Source organism: Pseudomonas urethralis (assembly GCF_021602465.1).
Taxonomy (GTDB): domain Bacteria; phylum Pseudomonadota; class Gammaproteobacteria; order Pseudomonadales; family Pseudomonadaceae; genus Aquipseudomonas; species Aquipseudomonas vlassakiae.
Map to the genome: position 1 here is coordinate 45,251 of NZ_BQIJ01000001.1, position 18,319 is coordinate 63,569.

The 18,319-nt window shown below is 65.6% G+C and carries 12 protein-coding genes; 5 read left to right on the forward strand and 7 right to left on the reverse strand.

Annotated features, from left to right (window positions below; translation table 11 throughout):
* Position 1: 1 nt before the first annotated feature.
* The 3 genes from L6D64_RS00220 to L6D64_RS00230 are packed head-to-tail and all read left to right on the forward strand — an operon-like array spanning position 2 to position 3,696.
* A complete protein-coding gene (locus L6D64_RS00220; RefSeq protein ID WP_176506472.1) occupies positions 2–1,075 on the forward strand; it encodes a microcin C ABC transporter permease YejB in 1,074 nt (357 codons plus the stop codon).
* Position 1,076: 1 nt separating this feature from the next.
* Positions 1,077–2,096, forward strand: a complete 1,020-nt coding sequence (locus L6D64_RS00225; RefSeq protein WP_054884024.1) for an ABC transporter permease — start codon at positions 1,077–1,079, stop codon at positions 2,094–2,096.
* Position 2,097: 1 nt separating this feature from the next.
* Complete coding sequence (locus L6D64_RS00230) at positions 2,098–3,696, forward strand: ABC transporter ATP-binding protein (RefSeq protein WP_176506473.1); 1,599 nt, start codon at positions 2,098–2,100, stop codon at positions 3,694–3,696.
* A 360-nt stretch (positions 3,697–4,056) separates the two neighbouring features.
* Here L6D64_RS00230 and L6D64_RS00235 read toward each other — a convergent pair whose 3' ends face one another.
* On the reverse strand, positions 4,057–6,258 hold the full coding sequence (locus tag L6D64_RS00235; protein ID WP_176506474.1) for a TonB-dependent receptor: 2,202 nt from the start codon (positions 6,256–6,258) through the stop codon (positions 4,057–4,059).
* A 191-nt stretch (positions 6,259–6,449) separates the two neighbouring features.
* Here L6D64_RS00235 and L6D64_RS00240 point away from each other — a divergent pair, with 191 nt between their 5' ends.
* Positions 6,450–9,380 (forward strand): aminotransferase, encoded by a 2,931-nt coding sequence (locus L6D64_RS00240; RefSeq protein WP_176506475.1) that lies wholly within the window; start codon positions 6,450–6,452, stop codon positions 9,378–9,380.
* Positions 9,381–9,441: 61 nt separating this feature from the next.
* Positions 9,442–10,347, forward strand: coding sequence for a LysR family transcriptional regulator (locus L6D64_RS00245; RefSeq protein ID WP_054884028.1), 906 nt, complete (start codon positions 9,442–9,444; stop codon positions 10,345–10,347).
* A 14-nt stretch (positions 10,348–10,361) separates the two neighbouring features.
* Here L6D64_RS00245 and L6D64_RS00250 read toward each other — a convergent pair whose 3' ends face one another.
* The 6 genes from L6D64_RS00250 to kdpF are packed head-to-tail and all read right to left on the reverse strand — an operon-like array spanning position 10,362 to position 18,183.
* Positions 10,362–11,057 carry a response regulator gene (locus L6D64_RS00250; protein ID WP_176506476.1) on the reverse strand — a complete coding sequence of 232 codons (696 nt, stop codon included), beginning with the start codon at positions 11,055–11,057 and terminating at the stop codon, positions 10,362–10,364.
* On the reverse strand, positions 11,054–13,708 hold the full coding sequence (locus L6D64_RS00255) for a sensor histidine kinase (RefSeq protein WP_176506477.1): 2,655 nt from the start codon (positions 13,706–13,708) through the stop codon (positions 11,054–11,056). The genes L6D64_RS00250 and L6D64_RS00255 overlap by 4 nt, the downstream gene beginning before the upstream one ends.
* Before the next feature lie 60 nt (positions 13,709–13,768).
* Positions 13,769–14,314 (reverse strand): potassium-transporting ATPase subunit KdpC, encoded by a 546-nt coding sequence (kdpC, locus tag L6D64_RS00260; RefSeq protein ID WP_176506478.1) that lies wholly within the window; start codon positions 14,312–14,314, stop codon positions 13,769–13,771.
* 10 nt (positions 14,315–14,324) lie between these two features.
* Positions 14,325–16,379, reverse strand: coding sequence for a potassium-transporting ATPase subunit KdpB (gene kdpB / locus L6D64_RS00265; protein ID WP_176506479.1), 2,055 nt, complete (start codon positions 16,377–16,379; stop codon positions 14,325–14,327).
* Between the two features lie 10 nt (positions 16,380–16,389).
* A complete protein-coding gene (gene kdpA, locus L6D64_RS00270; protein ID WP_176506480.1) occupies positions 16,390–18,084 on the reverse strand; it encodes a potassium-transporting ATPase subunit KdpA in 1,695 nt (564 codons plus the stop codon).
* Between the two features lie 9 nt (positions 18,085–18,093).
* Positions 18,094–18,183, reverse strand: coding sequence for a K(+)-transporting ATPase subunit F (kdpF, locus tag L6D64_RS00275; RefSeq protein ID WP_176506481.1), 90 nt, complete (start codon positions 18,181–18,183; stop codon positions 18,094–18,096).
* Positions 18,184–18,319 lie beyond the last annotated feature (136 nt).

Below are 18,319 nucleotides of genomic sequence, written 5' to 3' on the forward strand. Positions count from 1 at the left end.
CATGCTGGCCTACATCCTGCGTCGCCTGCTGCTGATCATTCCGACCCTGTTCGGCATCCTCATCATCAACTTCATCATCGTCCAGGCTGCCCCCGGCGGCCCGGTGGAACAGATGATCGCCAAGCTCGAAGGCTTCGAGGGCGCCACCAGCCGCATTGCCGGCGGCGGCGCCGAGGTCTCGGTGGCCGGTTCCAACTACCGCGGCGCCCAGGGCCTGGACCCGGCGCTGATCGCCGAAATCGAGCACATGTATGGCTTCGACAAGTCGGCGCCCGAACGCTTGTGGATCATGATCAAGAACTACGCCACGCTGGACTTCGGTGACAGCTTCTTCCGCGACGCCAAGGTCATCGACCTGATCGCCGAGAAGATGCCGGTGTCGATTTCGCTGGGGCTGTGGAGCACGCTGATCATGTACCTGGTGTCGATTCCGCTGGGCATCGCCAAGGCGGTACGCCACGGCAGCCACTTCGACGTCTGGACCAGCTCGGCGATCATCGTCGGCTACGCCATCCCTGCGTTCCTGTTCGCCATCCTGCTGATCGTGCTGTTCGCCGGCGGCAGCTATTTCGACTGGTTCCCGCTGCGCGGCCTGACCTCCAACAATTTCGACGAGCTGTCCACCACCGGCAAGGTGCTCGACTACTTCTGGCACCTGGTGTTGCCGATCACCGCCCTGGTGATCGGCAACTTCGCCACCATGACCTTGCTGACCAAGAACAGCTTCCTCGACGAGATCAACAAGCAGTACGTGGTCACCGCCAAGGCCAAGGGCCTGAGTCTGCCACGCGTGCTGTACGGGCATGTGTTCCGCAACGCCATGCTGCTGGTGATCGCCGGCTTCCCGTCGGCATTCATAGGCATTTTCTTCACCGGCTCCCTGCTGATCGAGGTGATCTTCAGCCTCGATGGCCTGGGCCTGATGAGTTTCGAAGCGGCGATCAACCGCGACTACCCGGTGGTCTTCGGCACCCTGTTCATCTTCACCCTGCTCGGGTTGGTGGTGAAACTGATCGGCGACCTGACCTATACCCTGGTCGATCCACGCATCGACTTTGCCAGCCGGGAGCACTGACATGGCCCTGTCCCCCCTCAACCGCCGGCGCTTCGAGCGTTTCAAGGCCAACCGCCGAGGCTGGTGGTCGCTGTGGCTGTTCCTGATCCTGTTCGGCCTGAGCCTGGGCGCCGAGCTGATCGCCAACGACAAACCGATTGCCGTGCGCTACGAAGGCTCGTGGTACTTCCCGGCGTTCAAGCGCTACCCGGAAACCACCTTCGGCGGTGAATTCCCGCTGGAGGCCAACTACAAGAGCCCGTACATCCGCGACCTGCTGCAGAAGAAGGACAGCCTGGTGGTCTGGGCGCCGATCCCGTTCAGTTACCAGAGCATCAACTACGACCTGCGCGTACCGGCCCCGGCGCCACCCTCGGCCGACAACTGGCTGGGCACCGACGACCAGGGCCGCGACGTGCTGGCACGGGTGATCTACGGTTTCCGTGTGTCGGTGCTGTTCGCCATCACCCTGACGGTGTTGAGTTCAATCGTCGGCGTCATTGCCGGCGCCCTGCAAGGCTTCTACGGCGGCTGGGTCGACCTGGCCGGGCAGCGCTTCCTGGAAATCTGGTCCGGCCTGCCAGTGCTGTACCTGTTGATCATCCTCGCCAGCTTCGTGCAGCCCAACTTCTGGTGGTTGCTGGGCATCATGCTGTTGTTCTCGTGGATGAGCCTGGTGGACGTGGTACGTGCCGAGTTCCTGCGTGGGCGCAACCTGGAATACGTTCGCGCGGCCCGCGCCCTGGGGATGCGCAACGGCGCGATCATGTATCGGCACATCCTGCCCAACGCGATGATCTCGACCATGACCTTCATGCCGTTCATCCTCACCGGTGCCATCGGCACCCTGACCGCGCTGGACTTCCTCGGCTTCGGCCTGCCCCCTGGCGCGCCGTCGCTGGGTGAACTGGTGGCGCAAGGCAAGTCCAACCTGCAAGCCCCGTGGCTGGGCATCAGCGCCTTTGCCGTGCTGGCGATCATGCTAAGCCTGCTGGTGTTCATCGGCGAATCCGCCCGCGATGCCTTCGACCCGAGGAAGTGAAATGAGCGAACAGAACCTGATCGAAGTGCGTGACCTGGCCGTGGAGTTCGTCACCGGCGAACAAGTCAACCGAGTGGTCGACGGCATCAGCTTCGACATCCGCAAGGGCGAAACCCTGGCCCTGGTCGGCGAAAGCGGCTCGGGCAAATCCGTCACCGCTCACTCGATACTGCGGCTGCTGCCCTACCCACTGGCGCGCCACCCCAGTGGCAGCATCCGCTACGAGGGCAAGGACCTGCTGCAGCAGAACGAAAAGGCCCTGCAGCGCATTCGCGGCAACCGCATCGCGATGATCTTCCAGGAACCGATGACCTCGCTGAACCCGTTGCACTGCATCGAGAAACAGATCAATGAAATCCTCCTGCTGCACAAGGGCCTGACTGGCAAGCAAGCCACTGCGCGAACGCTGGAGCTGCTGGAAATGGTCGGCATCCCCGAACCGCGCAAGCGCCTGAAGGCCCTGCCCCATGAGCTGTCCGGCGGCCAGCGCCAGCGGGTGATGATCGCCATGGCGCTGGCCAACGAGCCCGAGCTGTTGATCGCCGATGAGCCGACCACGGCGCTGGATGTGACCGTGCAGTTGAAGATCCTCGACCTGCTGAAAAAACTGCAGGCGAAGCTGGGCATGGCCCTGCTGCTGATCAGTCACGACCTCAACCTGGTGCGCCGCATCGCCCATCGTGTGTGCGTGATGCAGCGCGGGCAGATCGTCGAACAGGCCGAGTGCACCACGCTGTTCAGCGCACCGCAGCATCACTACACGCAGATGCTGATCAACGCCGAGCCCAGCGGGCTGCCGGCGCATAACCCGGTAGGGGCGCCGCTGCTGGAGGTGAATGACCTGAAGGTGTGGTTCCCGATCAAGAAGGGGCTGCTGCGCAAGACGGTGGACCATGTGAAGGCGGTGGACGGCATCAACTTCAGCCTGCCCCAGGGGCAGACGCTGGGCATCGTCGGCGAGTCCGGGTCGGGCAAATCGACACTGGGCCTGGCGATTCTGCGGTTGATCTCCAGCCAGGGTGGGATCCGCTTTCATGGGCAACAGCTCGAAGGGATGAACCAGAAGCAAGTGCGGCCGCTGCGGCGGGAAATGCAGGTGGTGTTTCAGGACCCTTTCGGCAGCCTGAGCCCGCGCATGTGCGTGGCGGATATCGTTGGCGAGGGGTTGCGGATACACAAGATCGGCACGCCGGCGGAACAAGAGGCAGCGATCATTGCGGCGCTGGAGGAAGTGGGGCTGGACCCGCGCACCCGCCATCGCTACCCGCATGAGTTTTCCGGTGGCCAGCGCCAGCGCATCGCCATTGCCCGGGCGCTGGTGTTGAAGCCGGCACTGATTCTGCTGGATGAACCGACCTCGGCGCTGGACCGTACGGTGCAGCGGCAGGTGGTGGAGTTGCTGCGCAACCTGCAGGCCAAGTACAACCTGACGTACCTGTTCATCAGCCATGACCTGGCGGTGGTGAAAGCGCTGAGTCACCAGTTGATGGTGATCAAGCATGGGCATGTGGTGGAGCAAGGGGATGCGCGGGAGATCTTTAATGCGCCGCAACATGTTTATACGAAACAATTGTTGGAGGCGGCGTTTTTGACGGCGTGATTGCCGGGGCGGGGCCAGCAGGTGCCTGCCAAGAGATTTGCAGCGCCTGTCAGATCGAGCGCCGCCCGCGCGGCGCATCGCGGATAAATCCGCTCCTACGTCTGTTTCGGGCCAGTCCGTCCTGTGCCGCCAACAGGATACGCCTATGCGCATGACTGAAGACCGATGCAGCAGCATCAGCGCCCCGTTTCGCCACTGCCTGAGGACATCGACGTGATCTGGTTCGACCCTGCGCGGCTAGAGGCGCAGGTGGACTTTGCGCTGGAGGTGGATGGCACCGGCAAAGCCGGTGCCATCCCATCGCGTCGCCTGCTTCGCGGGCATGCCCGCTCCCACAGGGAACTGCGTAGACCTGGGTTATCAGAAATCGATGGTGCCAGAGAACTTCACCAGACGCGGATCACCCTGGGTCAGGTAGCCGCCGTTGGCCGAAGCCCAGTAGTTCTTGTCGGTCAGGTTCTCGACGTTGACCCGCAGGGTCAGGTCCTTCTCCGCCACTTTCAGCTTGTAGCGGGCGCCGGCATCGAAGCGGTTCCAGGTCGGCAGGCTGACGTTGTTCGCCGCATCGACGAATTGGCCACCGGTGCGCAGCATCCGCGCGTTGAGCGCCAGCCCCGGCACGCCCGGCACATCCCAGTCGACGCTGGCATTGAGCTGGAAGGTCGGCACACCGATGGCGTGGTTGCCGTCGTTGGTGCCGTTGGCGGTGTTCTTCTGCTCCGACGTCATGCGCGTGCCACCGGCCATCAGGCGCAGGCCTTCAACGGGCTCGCCGAACAGGCTCAGCTCCAGGCCTTTGTTGACCTGCTCGCCATCGCGGATGAAGACGTCGTTCAAGGTGTAGCCGTCCGACGGTTTTTCGATGCGGAACACAGCCAGGTTCGCGCCATAGGTCTGGCGGTCGAACTTGATACCGGCCTCGAGTTGCTTGGTGCGGCCAGGCGGGAACAGGGTACCGGCGTTTAACGTACCTGCTGCCGCCGTCGGGCCCTGCGCCAGGCCTTCGATGCGGTTGGCGTACAACGAGATGCTGTCGGTGGCCTTGAACACGATGCCGTACACCGGTGTGGTGATCGACTTGTCGTACGGGTCGCCGTTACGGCTGCCATCCGCGCTCGGGAGCTTGGAGGTGCCGTCGTAGAAGTAGTTTTCCACGCGCAACTGCTGGCGACGCAAGCCGTAGGTCAGCAGCAGGCGGTCGTCGAACAGGCCGAACGTGTCGGACACCGCGATGCTGCGGGCGCGGGTCTTGCCGGTCACGCCCGGGTCGCCCATATCACCGCCCCAGCTGGTAACGTTGGTGGGTTTTGGCTGCTGCACCGTGCCGTAGATGTTGGTGCTGATCGGCGAATAGAACGTATAGGCGTTCTCGGCCTGGGTCCACATCGTGTTGGCACCCACGGCGACCTGGTGGCTGATGGGGCCGGTCTGAAAACGGCCGTTCAGGCCTGCACTGAAACTGCTGTTGTCTTCCCCGTGAACGATGTCGGATGGGGTCATGGTCGCGGCGCCGCTGTTGCCGTTCAGTACCGGTGTGCCGTATGTGCCGTGCTCGCGGGTATGCCGGGCGCCGCCAGCGAGGTAGGCAGTCCAGCTGTCGTTCAGATCCCACTCGCCACGCATCATGCCGAAGGTGTCCTCCGACTCGCTGTAGCTCCAGCTCTGGCCGTAGTTGTGGTTCGCGTCCGGCGCGGTGGGAGCCTTGGTGGTCGCGTTGGCGGGATTGGCTGCTGTTGCAACCCCTAGGCGCACCGAGTTACGCAGGTGGTTGATGCGCTGTTTCTGGTAACCGATGTCGGTCGAAACGCGGAAGTTGTCACCACGGTAATCCAGGCCTGCGGTGAACAGCTTGGTGCGCTGGTCCTGATCGTCGACGGCGGTTTCGCCTTCGCGCTGGCTGAGGTTCAGGCGGGCGCCGAAGCGGTTGTCTTCACCAAAGCGCTGGCCGATGTCCAGGTGCTCGCCGATACGCCCATCTGAGCTGATGTCCTGGGTGTAGCGACGGGTCGGCTCATCACCGGCACGCTTGGGCTGCAGGTTGACGTTACCGCCCAGGCCGGTACCGGTCGGGCTGACGCCGTTGAGAAAGGCATTGGGGCCCTTGAACACTTCAACCCGTTCGACCCCATCGGTGGACATGATCTGGCGCGGTAGGATGCCGTACAGGCCATTGAAGGAAATGTCGTCCCCCGCCAGCGGCAGGCCGCGAATGATGAAGACCTTGGACTGGTTGCCGAAGCCGAACGACTCCCGCACTGACGGGTCGTTGGCCAGAACGTCGCCGATGTCCTCGGCCTGCTGGTCCTCGATCAGCTGGGACGTGTAGCTGGTCATGGTGAACGGCACGTCCATGTAGTCCTGGTTACCCAGCACGCCCATTTGACCACCGCGGGCCACCTGGCCGCCTGCGAACGCCTCAGGCAATGCGTCTGGCCGCGCTTTCAGGGCATCGGCATTGACGTCGGTCGCCTCCAGCTGGATCGGCTCGGCAGCTTGCGCCATCAGGGTGACGGAACAGCAAATCGCCAGTAATGCGGGGCGCGACGGAAAACGGGACGACATGGTGGGAGCCCTGATAGCGATGAACTGAGAAAATAAGCGCAAATGTTAATGCTTCCTATATCCATCCATCAACCCTATTAGCAAGGCCAAGTGCCACCATCGTCAGAAATTCTGATCACGATCGTCTTTCATCATCAGCCAGAGGGGGAATAGATTCGCTTTAGTCAACTCCAGCAACAACGGTAGAGCCCATGTCCAGCCCACAACAAAAAACCGCCTCCCCTGCCCTCGACACGCTGATCCAGCGCTCCGCCCTGCCCAGCCCTGCGCTCAGCGAAGCCCAGGCGCATGCGCTGCTGCAGACGCATTACGGCCTGGATGGCGACTTGTCGGCGCTGGGCAGCCAGCAAGACCTGAACTTCCGCGTGGATGCGCCACAAGGGCGCTTCGTGCTCAAGGCCTGCCACGGCAGCTACGCCCAGGTCGAACTGCAGGCGCAGCATGCCGCCCTGGTCTACCTGCGTGAGCAGGGCTTGCCAGTGCCCGCCGTGCAAGCTGCGCAAAGTGGCGAAACCTTGCTGGCAGTGGACATCGACGGGCAACCGCTGCGGGTGCGCCTGCTCGACTACATCGACGGCCAGCCGGTGACCCGCCTCAAGCACCTGCCGCCACGCCTGATGGCTGAACTGGGCAGGTTGTGCGCACGGCTCGACAAGGCCTTGGTCGATTTCGACCACCCAGGCCTCGAGCGAACCCTGCAATGGGACCCGCGACATGCCCAGGCGCTTATCGCGCACCTGCTGCCGGTGCTGCAGGACGCCGCTCAACGCGCCCGCATCGAGCAGGCCACGCGCCTGGCCAGCGAGCGCCTGGCCCCCTTGGCGGACCAGCTGCCAACCCAGGCCGTGCACCTGGACATCACCGACGACAACACCGTGTGGGCCCGCGACGAGCAGCGCCAGTGGCAGCTGCAGGGCGTGATCGACTTCGGCGACCTGTCGCGCACCTGGCGCATCGCCGACCTCTCGGTGACCTGCGCTGCGCTGCTGCACCATGCCGAAGGCGACCCGCTGCGCATCCTGCCGGCGGTCAGCGCCTACCAGGCCCTCAACCCGCTAACCGAAGCAGAACTGCGTGCCCTGTGGCCGTTGGTACTCAACCGTGCAGCGGTGCTGGTGCTGAGCAGCGCGCAGCAACTGGCGGTGGACCCGGACAACCACTACACCCGTGACAACGTCGCCCATGAATGGGAGATCTTCGATACCGCTACGGCCGTGCCATTCGCCTTGATGGAGGCGGCCATTCTCCAGGCGGCCGGCTTGCCAGTCGACGCTGCCGAGCTGACGGACTGTGCGCCGCTACTACCCGAGTTGGCAGGGCTGCCGGTCAAGCGCGTCGACCTGGGCGTGCTCAGCGTGCATTGCGACGCCGGCAACTGGGAACAGCCGGGCTTCGACCAGCGCCTGCTGAGCGCACAACCGGCGCCGGCCTGCAGCCTGCATGGCCAGTACCGGCTGTCACAGACCCAAATCGATCGCCCCGAAGAACCGGCAACCTGCGCGCTGGGCGTAGAGCTGCATGTGCCCAATGGCAGTACGGTCCAGGCGCCCGACGCGGGCATCTGGCACGGCGATGGCGACGGCCGCGGCTGCCTGCGCACGCCCTATTGGGCCTTGTGGTTGCAAGGCCTGGAAGATGCCCCGGCCGATGGCCAGGCGTTGGCAAAAGGGCAATCACTGGGCAGCAGCTGCGGCTACCTCAGTGTCCAGCTGTGCCTGGACACCCGCATCCAGCCGCCATTCTTCGCCACACCGTCCCAGGCTGCCGCCTGGCTGGCCCTGTGCCCGTCGCCTGCCGCGCTGCTGGGGTTCGATTGCGATGCCGAACCATTACCCGACCCGCAGGACCTGCTGGCCCGTCGCGACGCCAGCTTCGCCCGTTCACAGAAGCACTACTACGCACAACCGCCGCAGATCGAACGCGGATGGCGCAACTACCTGATCGACCTGCAGGGCCGGTCATACCTGGACATGCTCAACAACGTCGCCGTGCTGGGCCACGGCCACCCGCGCATGGTCGCCGAATCGGCGCGCCAGTGGTCGCTGCTCAACACCAACTCACGCTTCCATTACGCCGCCATCACCGAGTTCTCCGAGCGCCTGCTCGCCCTCGCGCCCGAAGGCTTCGACCGGGTGTTCATGGTCAACAGCGGCACCGAGGCCAACGACCTGGCGATCCGCCTGGCCTGGGCCTACAGCGGTGGCCGTGACCTGCTCAGTGTGCTGGAGGCCTACCACGGCTGGTCGGTGGCCACCGATGCCATTTCCACCTCCATCGCCGACAACCCGCAGGCCCTCGAAACCCGCCCGGACTGGGTGCACCCGGTGGAGGCACCGAACACCTTCCGCGGCCGCTTCCGCGGTGCCGACACGGCCGCCGACTACCTGCGCGACGTCGACACCAAGCTGGCCGAGCTCGATGCCCGCGGGCGCCAGCTGGCCGGCATCATCTGCGAGCCGGTGTACGGCAACGCCGGGGGTATTTCGCTGCCGGCCGGTTACCTGCGCGAGGCGTATGCCAAGGTCCGTGCCCGCGGCGGCGTGTGCATCGCCGACGAGGTGCAGGTCGGTTATGGCCGCCTGGGCGAGTACTTCTGGGGCTTCGAGGAACAGGGCGTGGTGCCTGACATCATCACCATGGCCAAGGGCATGGGCAACGGCCAGCCGCTGGGGGTAGTGATTACCCGCCGCGAGATCGCCGAGGCCCTGGAAGCCGAGGGTTACTTCTTCTCCTCGGCCGGTGGCAGCCCGGTCAGCTGCCGCATCGGCATGGCGGTGCTGGACGTGATGCAGGAGGAAGGCCTGTGGGACAACGCTCGCGACACCGGGCGCTATTTCAAGGCGCGCCTGCAGGCACTGGTCGACAAACACCCACTGGCTGGCGCGGCACATGGCTCGGGCTTCTACCTGGGGCTGGAGCTGGTGCGCGACCGCGCGACCCTGGAGCCGGCCACCGAGGAAACCATGCTGCTGTGCGACCGCTTGCGTGAGCTGGGGATCTTCATGCAACCAACTGGCGACTACCTGAACATCCTCAAGATCAAGCCGCCAATGTGCACCACCCGGGCCAGCGTCGACTACTTCGTCGACAGCATTGACCGGGTGCTTGGCGAAGGCTTGTAAGGGCTATCAACCGGGCCGGCGAGTGTTCATACTTTCCGGCCTCTTCCTCAGGTTTGCGGACATGGCCTTCAGCAGCGACTCCCTGGCAATTTTCCTCGCGGTGCTGGAAGCGGGTTCGTTCTCTGCCGCCGCCCGCAAGCTGGGGCGTGTACCGTCGGCCGTGAGCATGGCCATCGCGCAACTGGAGGCCGAACTGGACCTGGCCCTGTTCGACCGCGCCACCCGCAAGGCCTTGCCAACCAGCGCCGCCCTGGCCCTGGAGCCCCAGGCGCGGCAGGTGATCTGCCAGCTCAACCTGCTCGACGCCCAGGCCCTGCAGTTGCACCAAGGGCTGGAAAAGCGCCTGAGCATCGCCATGGCCCCGGAGCTGCAGACCGGCCGCTGGAGCCAGCCGCTGGAAACCTTGGCGAAGGAATTTCCCAGCCTGGAGATCGAAGTACGCTCGGCGACCCAGACCGAGGCGGTGCGCTTGCTGCATGAAGGCAGCGTGCAACTGGCACTGGTGTTCGAACGCCCGGGGATCGATGAGCGCGAGTCCTTTCTCGAAGCAGGCAGCCAGTTGCTGGTGGCCGTCGCGTCACCGCGTCATCCGGCTGGCAGCAACAGTGGCACGCCGCTGCCTGAGGAAGCGTTTGCCGAACAGCGGCAGATCATCGTCGCCTCTGGCAAGGCCACCGGTTCGGACCCGCGCATGGTGCTGTCGCGGCGGATCTGGTTGACCGACAGCTACCTGGCAACGCTCGACCTGGTGCAGTCCGGCCTGGGCTGGGCCTACTTGCCGCAGCCGCTGGTGGAGCCCCTGATTGCCTCGGGTGCGCTGGCCGAGGTGCGCTTTGACAACATGGCCAGTCGGTTGCGGTTGTGGGTAGACATCATCTGGCTGAAGCCAAGGCCGTTGGGTTTGGGCGCCAGGCGCTACCTGGAAGTCATGCGCCAGCTGTTCGAAAAGGAACCCCCAAGGGCGTGAAATGCACGATCACCTCAGTGCTGGGGTGCCACCAGGCGGTAGCCGACCCCGGCCTCGGTAATGATGAACCGCGGCGCGGTCGGGTCATCGCCAAGCTTCTGCCTTAGATGCCCCACCACGATCCGCAGGTAATGGGTGTCGTCGACATGGGTCGGCCCCCAGATGTCCTTGAGCAATTGCTGCTGGGTAATCACCCGCCCTGGATGCCCCGCCAGCTGCGCCAGCAGTGCGTACTCCTTGCGCGTCAGCGCGATCTCCACCCCCTCCAGGGTCACTTTGCGAAAGGCGAAATCCACCACCAGCGGCCCGAAGCTTGCCGTCACTTCGCTACCACCGGACTGCGGCACCTGGCGCAACAACGCACGCACCCTGGCCAGGAATTCCTGGATGCCGAAAGGCTTGGTCACGTAGTCATTGGCGCCGCCATCCAGCGCGTCGACCTTCTGCACCTCACTGGCCCGCACCGACAGCACCAGCACCGGTACCGCGCTCCACTCGCGCAACTCGCGCAGCACGTGCTGGCCGTCCATGTCGGGCAGGCCCAGGTCGAGCACCACCAGGTCGGGCTTGGCCAGCGCGGCCTGGGCCAGGCCTTCGCTGCCGGTGGCGGCTTCGATCACCTTGTAGCCTTGGGAACTGAGGCTGATGCGCAGGAACTTGCGGATCTGTGGTTCATCGTCAATGACCAACAGGGTGGCGGACTGGCTCATGGGGTTTCGCTTTCGGCTTCTGGTTGCTGGGGCAGCGGCAAGCATAGAGTGATGCAGGTGCCGTGGCCATCGATGCCTTCACCGACCAGGATCTGCCCGCCGTGAGCACCGATCATGCCCTGGCAGATCGCCAGGCCCAGGCCGGTGCCCTGCCCGCCGCGATCGCCACGGGCAGCGGTGTAGAACATGTCGAAGATCTTTTCGCGTTCGGCCAGCGGGATGCCGGGGCCTTGGTCGCTGACGGCAAAGTGCAGCTGCTCATCGTGTACCGAGACCTGCAGGTCCAGGCGACCTTGTGCGGGCGAGAAGCGTGCGGCGTTTTCCAGCACGTTGACCAGCGCCTGCTCGATCAACGCCGCATGCACGAACAGCAGTGGCAGCTCGCCGGGCACCTCGGTGTGTACCTGCAAGGGCGCCAGTACCGCGCGCAGGCGGTTGAGGGCGCTGCCGACGATGTCGGCCGGGGCCACCCAGTCGCGGGCCAGCTTGAGGCCGCCGTGGCCGAGGCGGGTCATGTCCAGCAGGTTCTGGATGTAGCGGTCCAGGCGTTCCGCTTCGTTACGCGTGCCTTCGAGCAGCTCGCGGCGGTCTTCGACGGGGATCGCCTCGCCCAGCGCCAGCAGGCTGTCGATGCTGCCGCGCATGGCGGTCAGCGGGGTGCGCAGGTCGTGCGACACCGAGGCCAGCAGGGCGCTGCGCAATTGCTCGGTTTCGCCGTGCAGGCGGGCGGCTTCGAGCTGTTCGGCCAGCCGGGCACGGGCCAGGGCCTGGGCCAGGGGTTGGCCGAGGGCCATCAACAGGCGCCGGCGCTGGGCACTCAGTGGCTCGCCGGAGCGCGGGCGCACACCGAGCAGGGCCAGTGGCCGGTCGTCAACCGCCAACGGCCACCACCACCAGCGGCCATTGGGCAAGGTATCGCTGCCGTGCCCAGCAGCCTGGCCATGCTGCCAGGCCCATTCGGCGGCGGCCCGTTCGTTGTCGCTCAACGCCTGGGCTTCGCCACTCGCCACCTGCAGCAGGCCTTCGCTGTTGCGCTCCAGCAGGCAGACCTGTACGTCTTTCCAGCCATTGAGGTGGCGACCGGCAGCGTTGAACACCGCCTGGCGGTCGGTGGCCACGGTCAGCCGACGCGACAGGTCGAGCAACTGGTTGGTCTGCGCCTGGGTTTCGCGCAGGGCCTGCAACTGGCTGCGCTGGCGGGCCGCGAGGTTGCCGGTGAGGGCTGCCATGAGCAGGAAGAACACCAGCGTCAGCACATCCTCCTCTCGCTGGATGGCAAACGAGAAATTCGGCGGGATGAACAGGAAGTCGTAGGTCAGGAACGACAGCGCCGCACAGGCCAGCGCCGGGCCCAGGCTGCTGCGCACGGCCACCAGCAGCACGGCGGCAAGGAACACCAGCGAGATGTTGGGCAGCGCCAGCACGCTCGACACGCCCCAGGCGAGGCCCGCTGCCAGCACGGTCGCCACCAGCGCCAGCAGGTAATGGCGCCACACCCACACCCGGCTCACCGCCGCACGTGCCGGCCGTGCCTGGCTGTCGCGGTCGAGCACGTTGATTTCCAGACCATGGCTTTCACGCAGCAGCCGGGTGGCCACACCGGCGCCGAACAGGCGCCGCCGCAGCCGGTCACGGGATTGCCCGACCAGCACCAGGCTGGCACGGCGCTCGGCGGCGTGCTGGATCAAGGTCCGCGCCACTTCGCCGGCACGCAGCAGCACCACCTCGCCGCCCAGGCGCTCGGCCAGTTGCTGGGCCGCCTGCAGGCGCTGGCGGGCGGTTTCGTCACGCAGCCGACCGTTGTCGACGTGCACCAGGCTCCATGGCAGGTGGCGACGCTGGGCAACGCGGCTGGCGTGGCGCACCAGGCGCTCGGCCTGCTCATCGCCATCCACGCCCACCAGCAGGCGCCCGCGCAAGGCCGGAGCCGCTTCGCCGCGCAGGCGGTAACCGTGGGCCAGGTCGGCATCGACCTGGGCGGCGGCGGTCTGCATGGCCAGCTCGCGCAGGGCGGTGAGGTTGGTTTGCGAGAAATAGGCGTCGATGGCGGCGCGCGCCTGCTCCGGTACGTACACCTTGCCCTCGCGCAGGCGTTCGAGCAGTTCGCGTGGCGGCAGGTCGATCAGCACCAGTTCGAAGGCTTCCTGCAGCACCCAGTCAGGCAGGGTTTCACGCACCTGTACGCCGGTAATGCCGCGGACTTTGTCATTGAGGCTTTCCAGGTGCTGGACATTGACCGTGGTGTACACGTCGATACCGGCGGCGAGCAGTTCCTGCACGTCCTGCCAGCGTTTGGCGTGGCGGCTGCCGGGGGCGTTGGTGTGGGCCAGTTCGTCGACCAGGGCCAAGGTCGGGGCAGCCTTGAGCAGGCCGTCGAGGTCCATTTCCTCGAGGGTGACGCCACGGTATTCGCTGCGCAGCAGGGGTTGCTGGAGCAGGCCGCCGAGCAGCGCTTCGGTTTCGCTGCGGCCGTGGGTTTCGACCACCCCGGCCAACACTTGCACGCCCTGGCGTTGCTGGGCGTGGGCGGCCTGGAGCATGGCGAAGGTCTTGCCCACGCCCGGGGCGGCGCCAAGGAAAACCTTGAGCCGGCCGCGACCGCTGCGTGGGAGGGTGGCCAACAGCGCGTCTGCGCGGGTGGAGTCACTCATTTATCATCCTTCAGAAGTTGCGCCATTGCGTATTCCCTGGGCCTGCAGAGCAGGCCACGGTCAAAGATGTTCCAGCGCCTGGTTCAGGGCCAGCACATTGACCACCGGTGGCCCGATCAATGGGTGGAGGGTGGCCTCTTCCAGCAAGGCTTGCAAGCGCTCTACCGGCACCTGCCGCGCTGCCGCTACCCGAGGAATCTGGTAGGCCACGGCTTGCGGTGGCAAGTGCGGGTCCAGGCCGCTGCCCGAGGTGGTCAGCAACGCTTGGGGCACCGGCCCCAGCTGCGCCTGGTACAGCGTCGCCGCATCGCCCTTGACCCGTTCGGCCAGCGCCGGGTTGCTCGGTGCCAGGTTGCTCGCACCACTGGCGACAGTGGCAAAGGCACCGGCCGAAGGCCGTGAATGGAACCAGCCATCACCCTGGAAATCCTGGGCGATCAAGGCCGAACCCCGCACTTGCCCGCGCTCATCGCGCACCAGGCTGCCATTGGCCTGCTCGGGGAACGCCAGTTGGGCAACCCCGGTCACCGCCAGCGGGTAAAGGGCGCCAGTGACCACGGTCATCAGCAGGATCAGGCTCAGCGCCGGGCGTACGTAACGATTCATGATGGCCTCCTCAGACCAGGTGCAGGGCAGTGAGCAGCAGGTCGATCAGCTTGATCCCGGCAAACGGCACCAGGATGCCGCCCAGCCCATAGATCAGCAGGTTGCGCCGCAGCAGGTGCGCCGCGCTCGCCGCCTGCACGCGCACGCCGCGCAGGGCCAGCGGAATGAGCGCGATGATGATCAGCGCGTTGAACACGATCGCCGAGAGGATCGCACTCTGCGGGCTGGCCAGGTGCATCAGGTTGAGCACGCCAAGCTGCGGGTAGATGGCGGCGAACAGCGCCGGCAGGATGGCGAAGTACTTGGCCACGTCGTTGGCAATGGAGAAAGTGGTCAGCGCACCGCGGGTCACCAGCAGCTCCTTGCCCACCTGTACCACGTCCAGCAGCTTGGTCGGGTCGCTGTCCAGGTCGACCATGTTGGCCGCCTCGCGCGCGGCCTGGGTGCCATCGTTCATGGCCATGCCGACGTCGGCCTGGGCCAGCGCCGGGGCGTCGTTGGCACCGTCGCCGCACATCGCCACCAGGCGGCCATCGTTCTGCTCCTGGCGGATACGTGCCAGCTTCTTCTCCGGCGTGGCTTCGGCGAGCACGTCGTCCACCCCGGCCTCGGCCGCGATGGCGGCGGCGGTCAGCGGGTTGTCCCCGGTCACCATCACGGTGCGGATGCCCAGCTTGCGCAGCTCGGCGAAACGTTCGCGGATGCCCGGCTTGACCACGTCCTTGAGGTGGATCACGCCGAGCAGGCGTTTGTCCAGGCACACCAGCAGCGGGGTGCCACCGCTCTGGGCGATGCGCTCCACTTCACGGGCCAGCGCGGCAGGCAAGTCCAGGCGCTGCATGCCGACGAAGGCCAACACGGCATCGACGGCACCCTTGCGGTAGCGGCGCTGCTGGAAGTCGATGCCCGACAGGCGGGTCTCGGCACTGAAGGCGATGGCCTGGTACTGCCCGGCTGGCGGTTCGACGAAGTCGTGCAACTGGCGCAGGTACTCGACGATCGACTTGCCTTCGGCGGTGTCGTCGGCCAGCGAAGCGAGCAAGGCACCCTCCCCCAGCTCCTTGGCGGTCACGCCCGGGGCCGCATGCAGGGCGCTGCAGCGGCGGTTGCCGAAGGTAATGGTGCCGGTCTTGTCGAGCATCAACGTGTGCACGTCGCCGGCCGCCTCGACCGCGCGGCCGGAGCGGGCGATCACATTCAGGCGCACCAGGCGGTCCATGCCGGCGATGCCGATGGCCGAGAGCAGGCCGCCGATGGTAGTGGGGATCAGCGTCACCAGCAGCGCAGCGAGGAAGATCAGCGGCAGGCTGCCTCCGGCAAAGTGCGCGAACGGTTGCAGGGTCACCACCACGATCAGGAAGATCAGGGTCAGGCCGATCAGCAGGATATCGAGGGCGATTTCGTTGGGGGTCTTCTGCCGTTTGGCGCCTTCGACCAGGGCAATCATGCGGTCCAGGGTCGACTCGCCGGGGTTGCTGGTAACACGGATCAGCAGCCAGTCGGAGACCAGCCGGGTGTTGCCGGTCACGGCCGAGCGGTCGCCGCCGGATTCGCGGATGACCGGTGCGGATTCGCCGGTGATGGCCGCTTCGTTGACCGCCGCGATGCCTTCGAGCACCTCGCCGTCGCCAGGGATCATCTCGCCAGCCACCACCCGCACCACATCGTCCTTGCGCAGCGCGGTGGCGGCGACGCTTTCGAAACTGCCATCGCGCTTGCGGCGCTGTGCCGTCAGCCCCTGGCTACCCGCCTTCAGGCTGTCGGCGCGGGCCTTGCCACGGCCTTCGGCAAGGGCTTCGGCGAAGTTGGCGAACAGCACGGTGAACCACAGCCACAAGGCAATCTGCGCGGCAACGCCGCTGCTGACGCCATTGCCAGGCGCGAAACACAATGCGGTGGTGAGGATGGCCGTCAGGGCGACCACCAGCATCACCGGTGCCCGCTTCAGCTGGCGCGGGTCGAGCTTGACGAAGGCCTGTACCAGCGCCGGGCGCCACAGGGCCGCGAAACGGGTCTGATCCTTGGCGCTGTGTGAGGCTTTCACTTCAGGAATGGGCATGTTCATGGATGATTCCTCAGAAACCCAGGCTCAGTTGTTCGGCGATCGGCCCGAGGGCCAGGGTCGGCAGGAAGGTCAGGCCACCGACCAGCAGGATGGTCACCAGCAACAGGCAGGCGAACAGCGGGCCGTGGGTGGGGAAACTGTTGCTGCCCTGCGGCGCGCTCTTCTTCGCCGCCAGGCTGCCGGCCAGGGCCAGGATCGGCAGGATGTAGCCGAAGCGGCCGATCAGCATGGCCAGGCCGATCATTACGTTGTGGAACACCGTGTTGGCGCCAAACCCGGCGAACGCCGAGCCGTTGTTGGCAGTGGCCGAGGTATAGGCATAAAGCAGCTGGCTGAAGCCATGGGCGCCTGGGTTGCTGACCGCGCTGGCAGGCCCTGGCAGGCTGGCGGCGATGGCCGCGAGCACCAGCACGCCGACCGGCATCACCAGCAAGGTAGCCACCAGCAGTTGCACTTCTCGCGCCTGCAGTTTCTTGCCCAGGTATTCTGGCGTCCGACCGATCATCAACCCGGCCAGAAACACAGCGATCAGCACGAACAGCAGCATGCCGTAGAGCCCGGCGCCGACACCGCCGAAGATCACTTCACCAACCATCATGTTGACCATCGCGACCATGCCGGTCAGCGGGTTGAGGCTGTCGTGCATGGCGTTGACCGAGCCATTGGAGGCCGCCGTGGTGGTCACCGTCCACAACACCGAGCCGGTGGTGCCGAAACGGCTTTCCTTGCCCTCCATGGGCGCGCTCTGCTGCACCTGGGCGCTCTCCAGCGCTGGGTTCGCCTGGTATTCCGACCACAGCGCCGTAGCGCCGCCAAGCAGGAACAGGCCAAGCATGCAGGCGATGATCGCGCGGCTCTGGCGCAGGTCCTTGACGTAGTGGCCGAAGGTGAACACCAGCGCCACCGGGATCAGGATGATCGAGGCCACCTCGAACAGGTTGCTCCAGGCCGTAGGGTTTTCGAATGGGTGTGCCGAGTTGACGCCGAAGAAGCCACCGCCATTGGTGCCCAGCTGCTTGATGGCGATCTGGCTGGCGGCCGGGCCCAGCGGGATGGTCTGGTCAGCGCCTTGCAGAGTCACGGCGTGGGCGTAGTCGGCGAAGGTCTGCGGCACGCCCTGCCACACCAACAGCAGCGCCAGCAGCAGGCACAGTAGCAGCAGGCCGTAGAGGGTGGCGCGGGTCATGTCGACCCAGAAGTTGCCCAGGTTTGTGGTGGAGCGCCGGGCGATGCCACGGCACAGCGCAACCAGCACGGCCAGGCCAGTGGCGGCACTGACGAAGTTCTGCACGGTCAGGCCGAGCATCTGGCTCAGGTAGCTGACCGAAGCCTCACCGCTGTAGGCCTGCCAGTTGGTGTTGGTGACGAAGCTCACCGCCGTGTTGAATGCCAGCGACCATTCCTGGCCGGGCAGGTGCTGCGGGTTGAGTGGCAGGTAGCCCTGCAGCAGGAGCACGCTGAACAGCAGCAGGAAACCTGCCAGGTTGAAGGCCAGCAGGGCCAGGGTGTACTGCTTCCAGTTCTGCTCTTGATCGGCGCGCACGCCGGCCAGACGATAGCAGCCACGCTCCAACGGCCCGAGCGCGGGGCTCAGCCAGGTGCGCTGCCCTTCCATGACCTTGTAGTAAAAACGCCCGAGCCAGGGTGCCGGCAACAGCACGATGGCGAAGAAGGCCAACAGCAAAAGGTAATCGTAACTGTGCATGGCCGCTCCCTAGCTGCGATCGGCGCGCAGCAGCGATACCAGCAGGTAAACCGCCAAGGCCACTGCCAGCAGCAGTGACAACCCGTCGAGCATGTACATGAGTGAGACTCCCCCGTGGTGCGGCCTGGGCCGCTTTGAGGGAATTGTCCGGGGGAGGGGCGTAAAGGGGCGAGATCAGGGGGTGGGGATGGGAATAAAGAATGCGTAAATATGAGGTGTATCGACTGCCTGCACC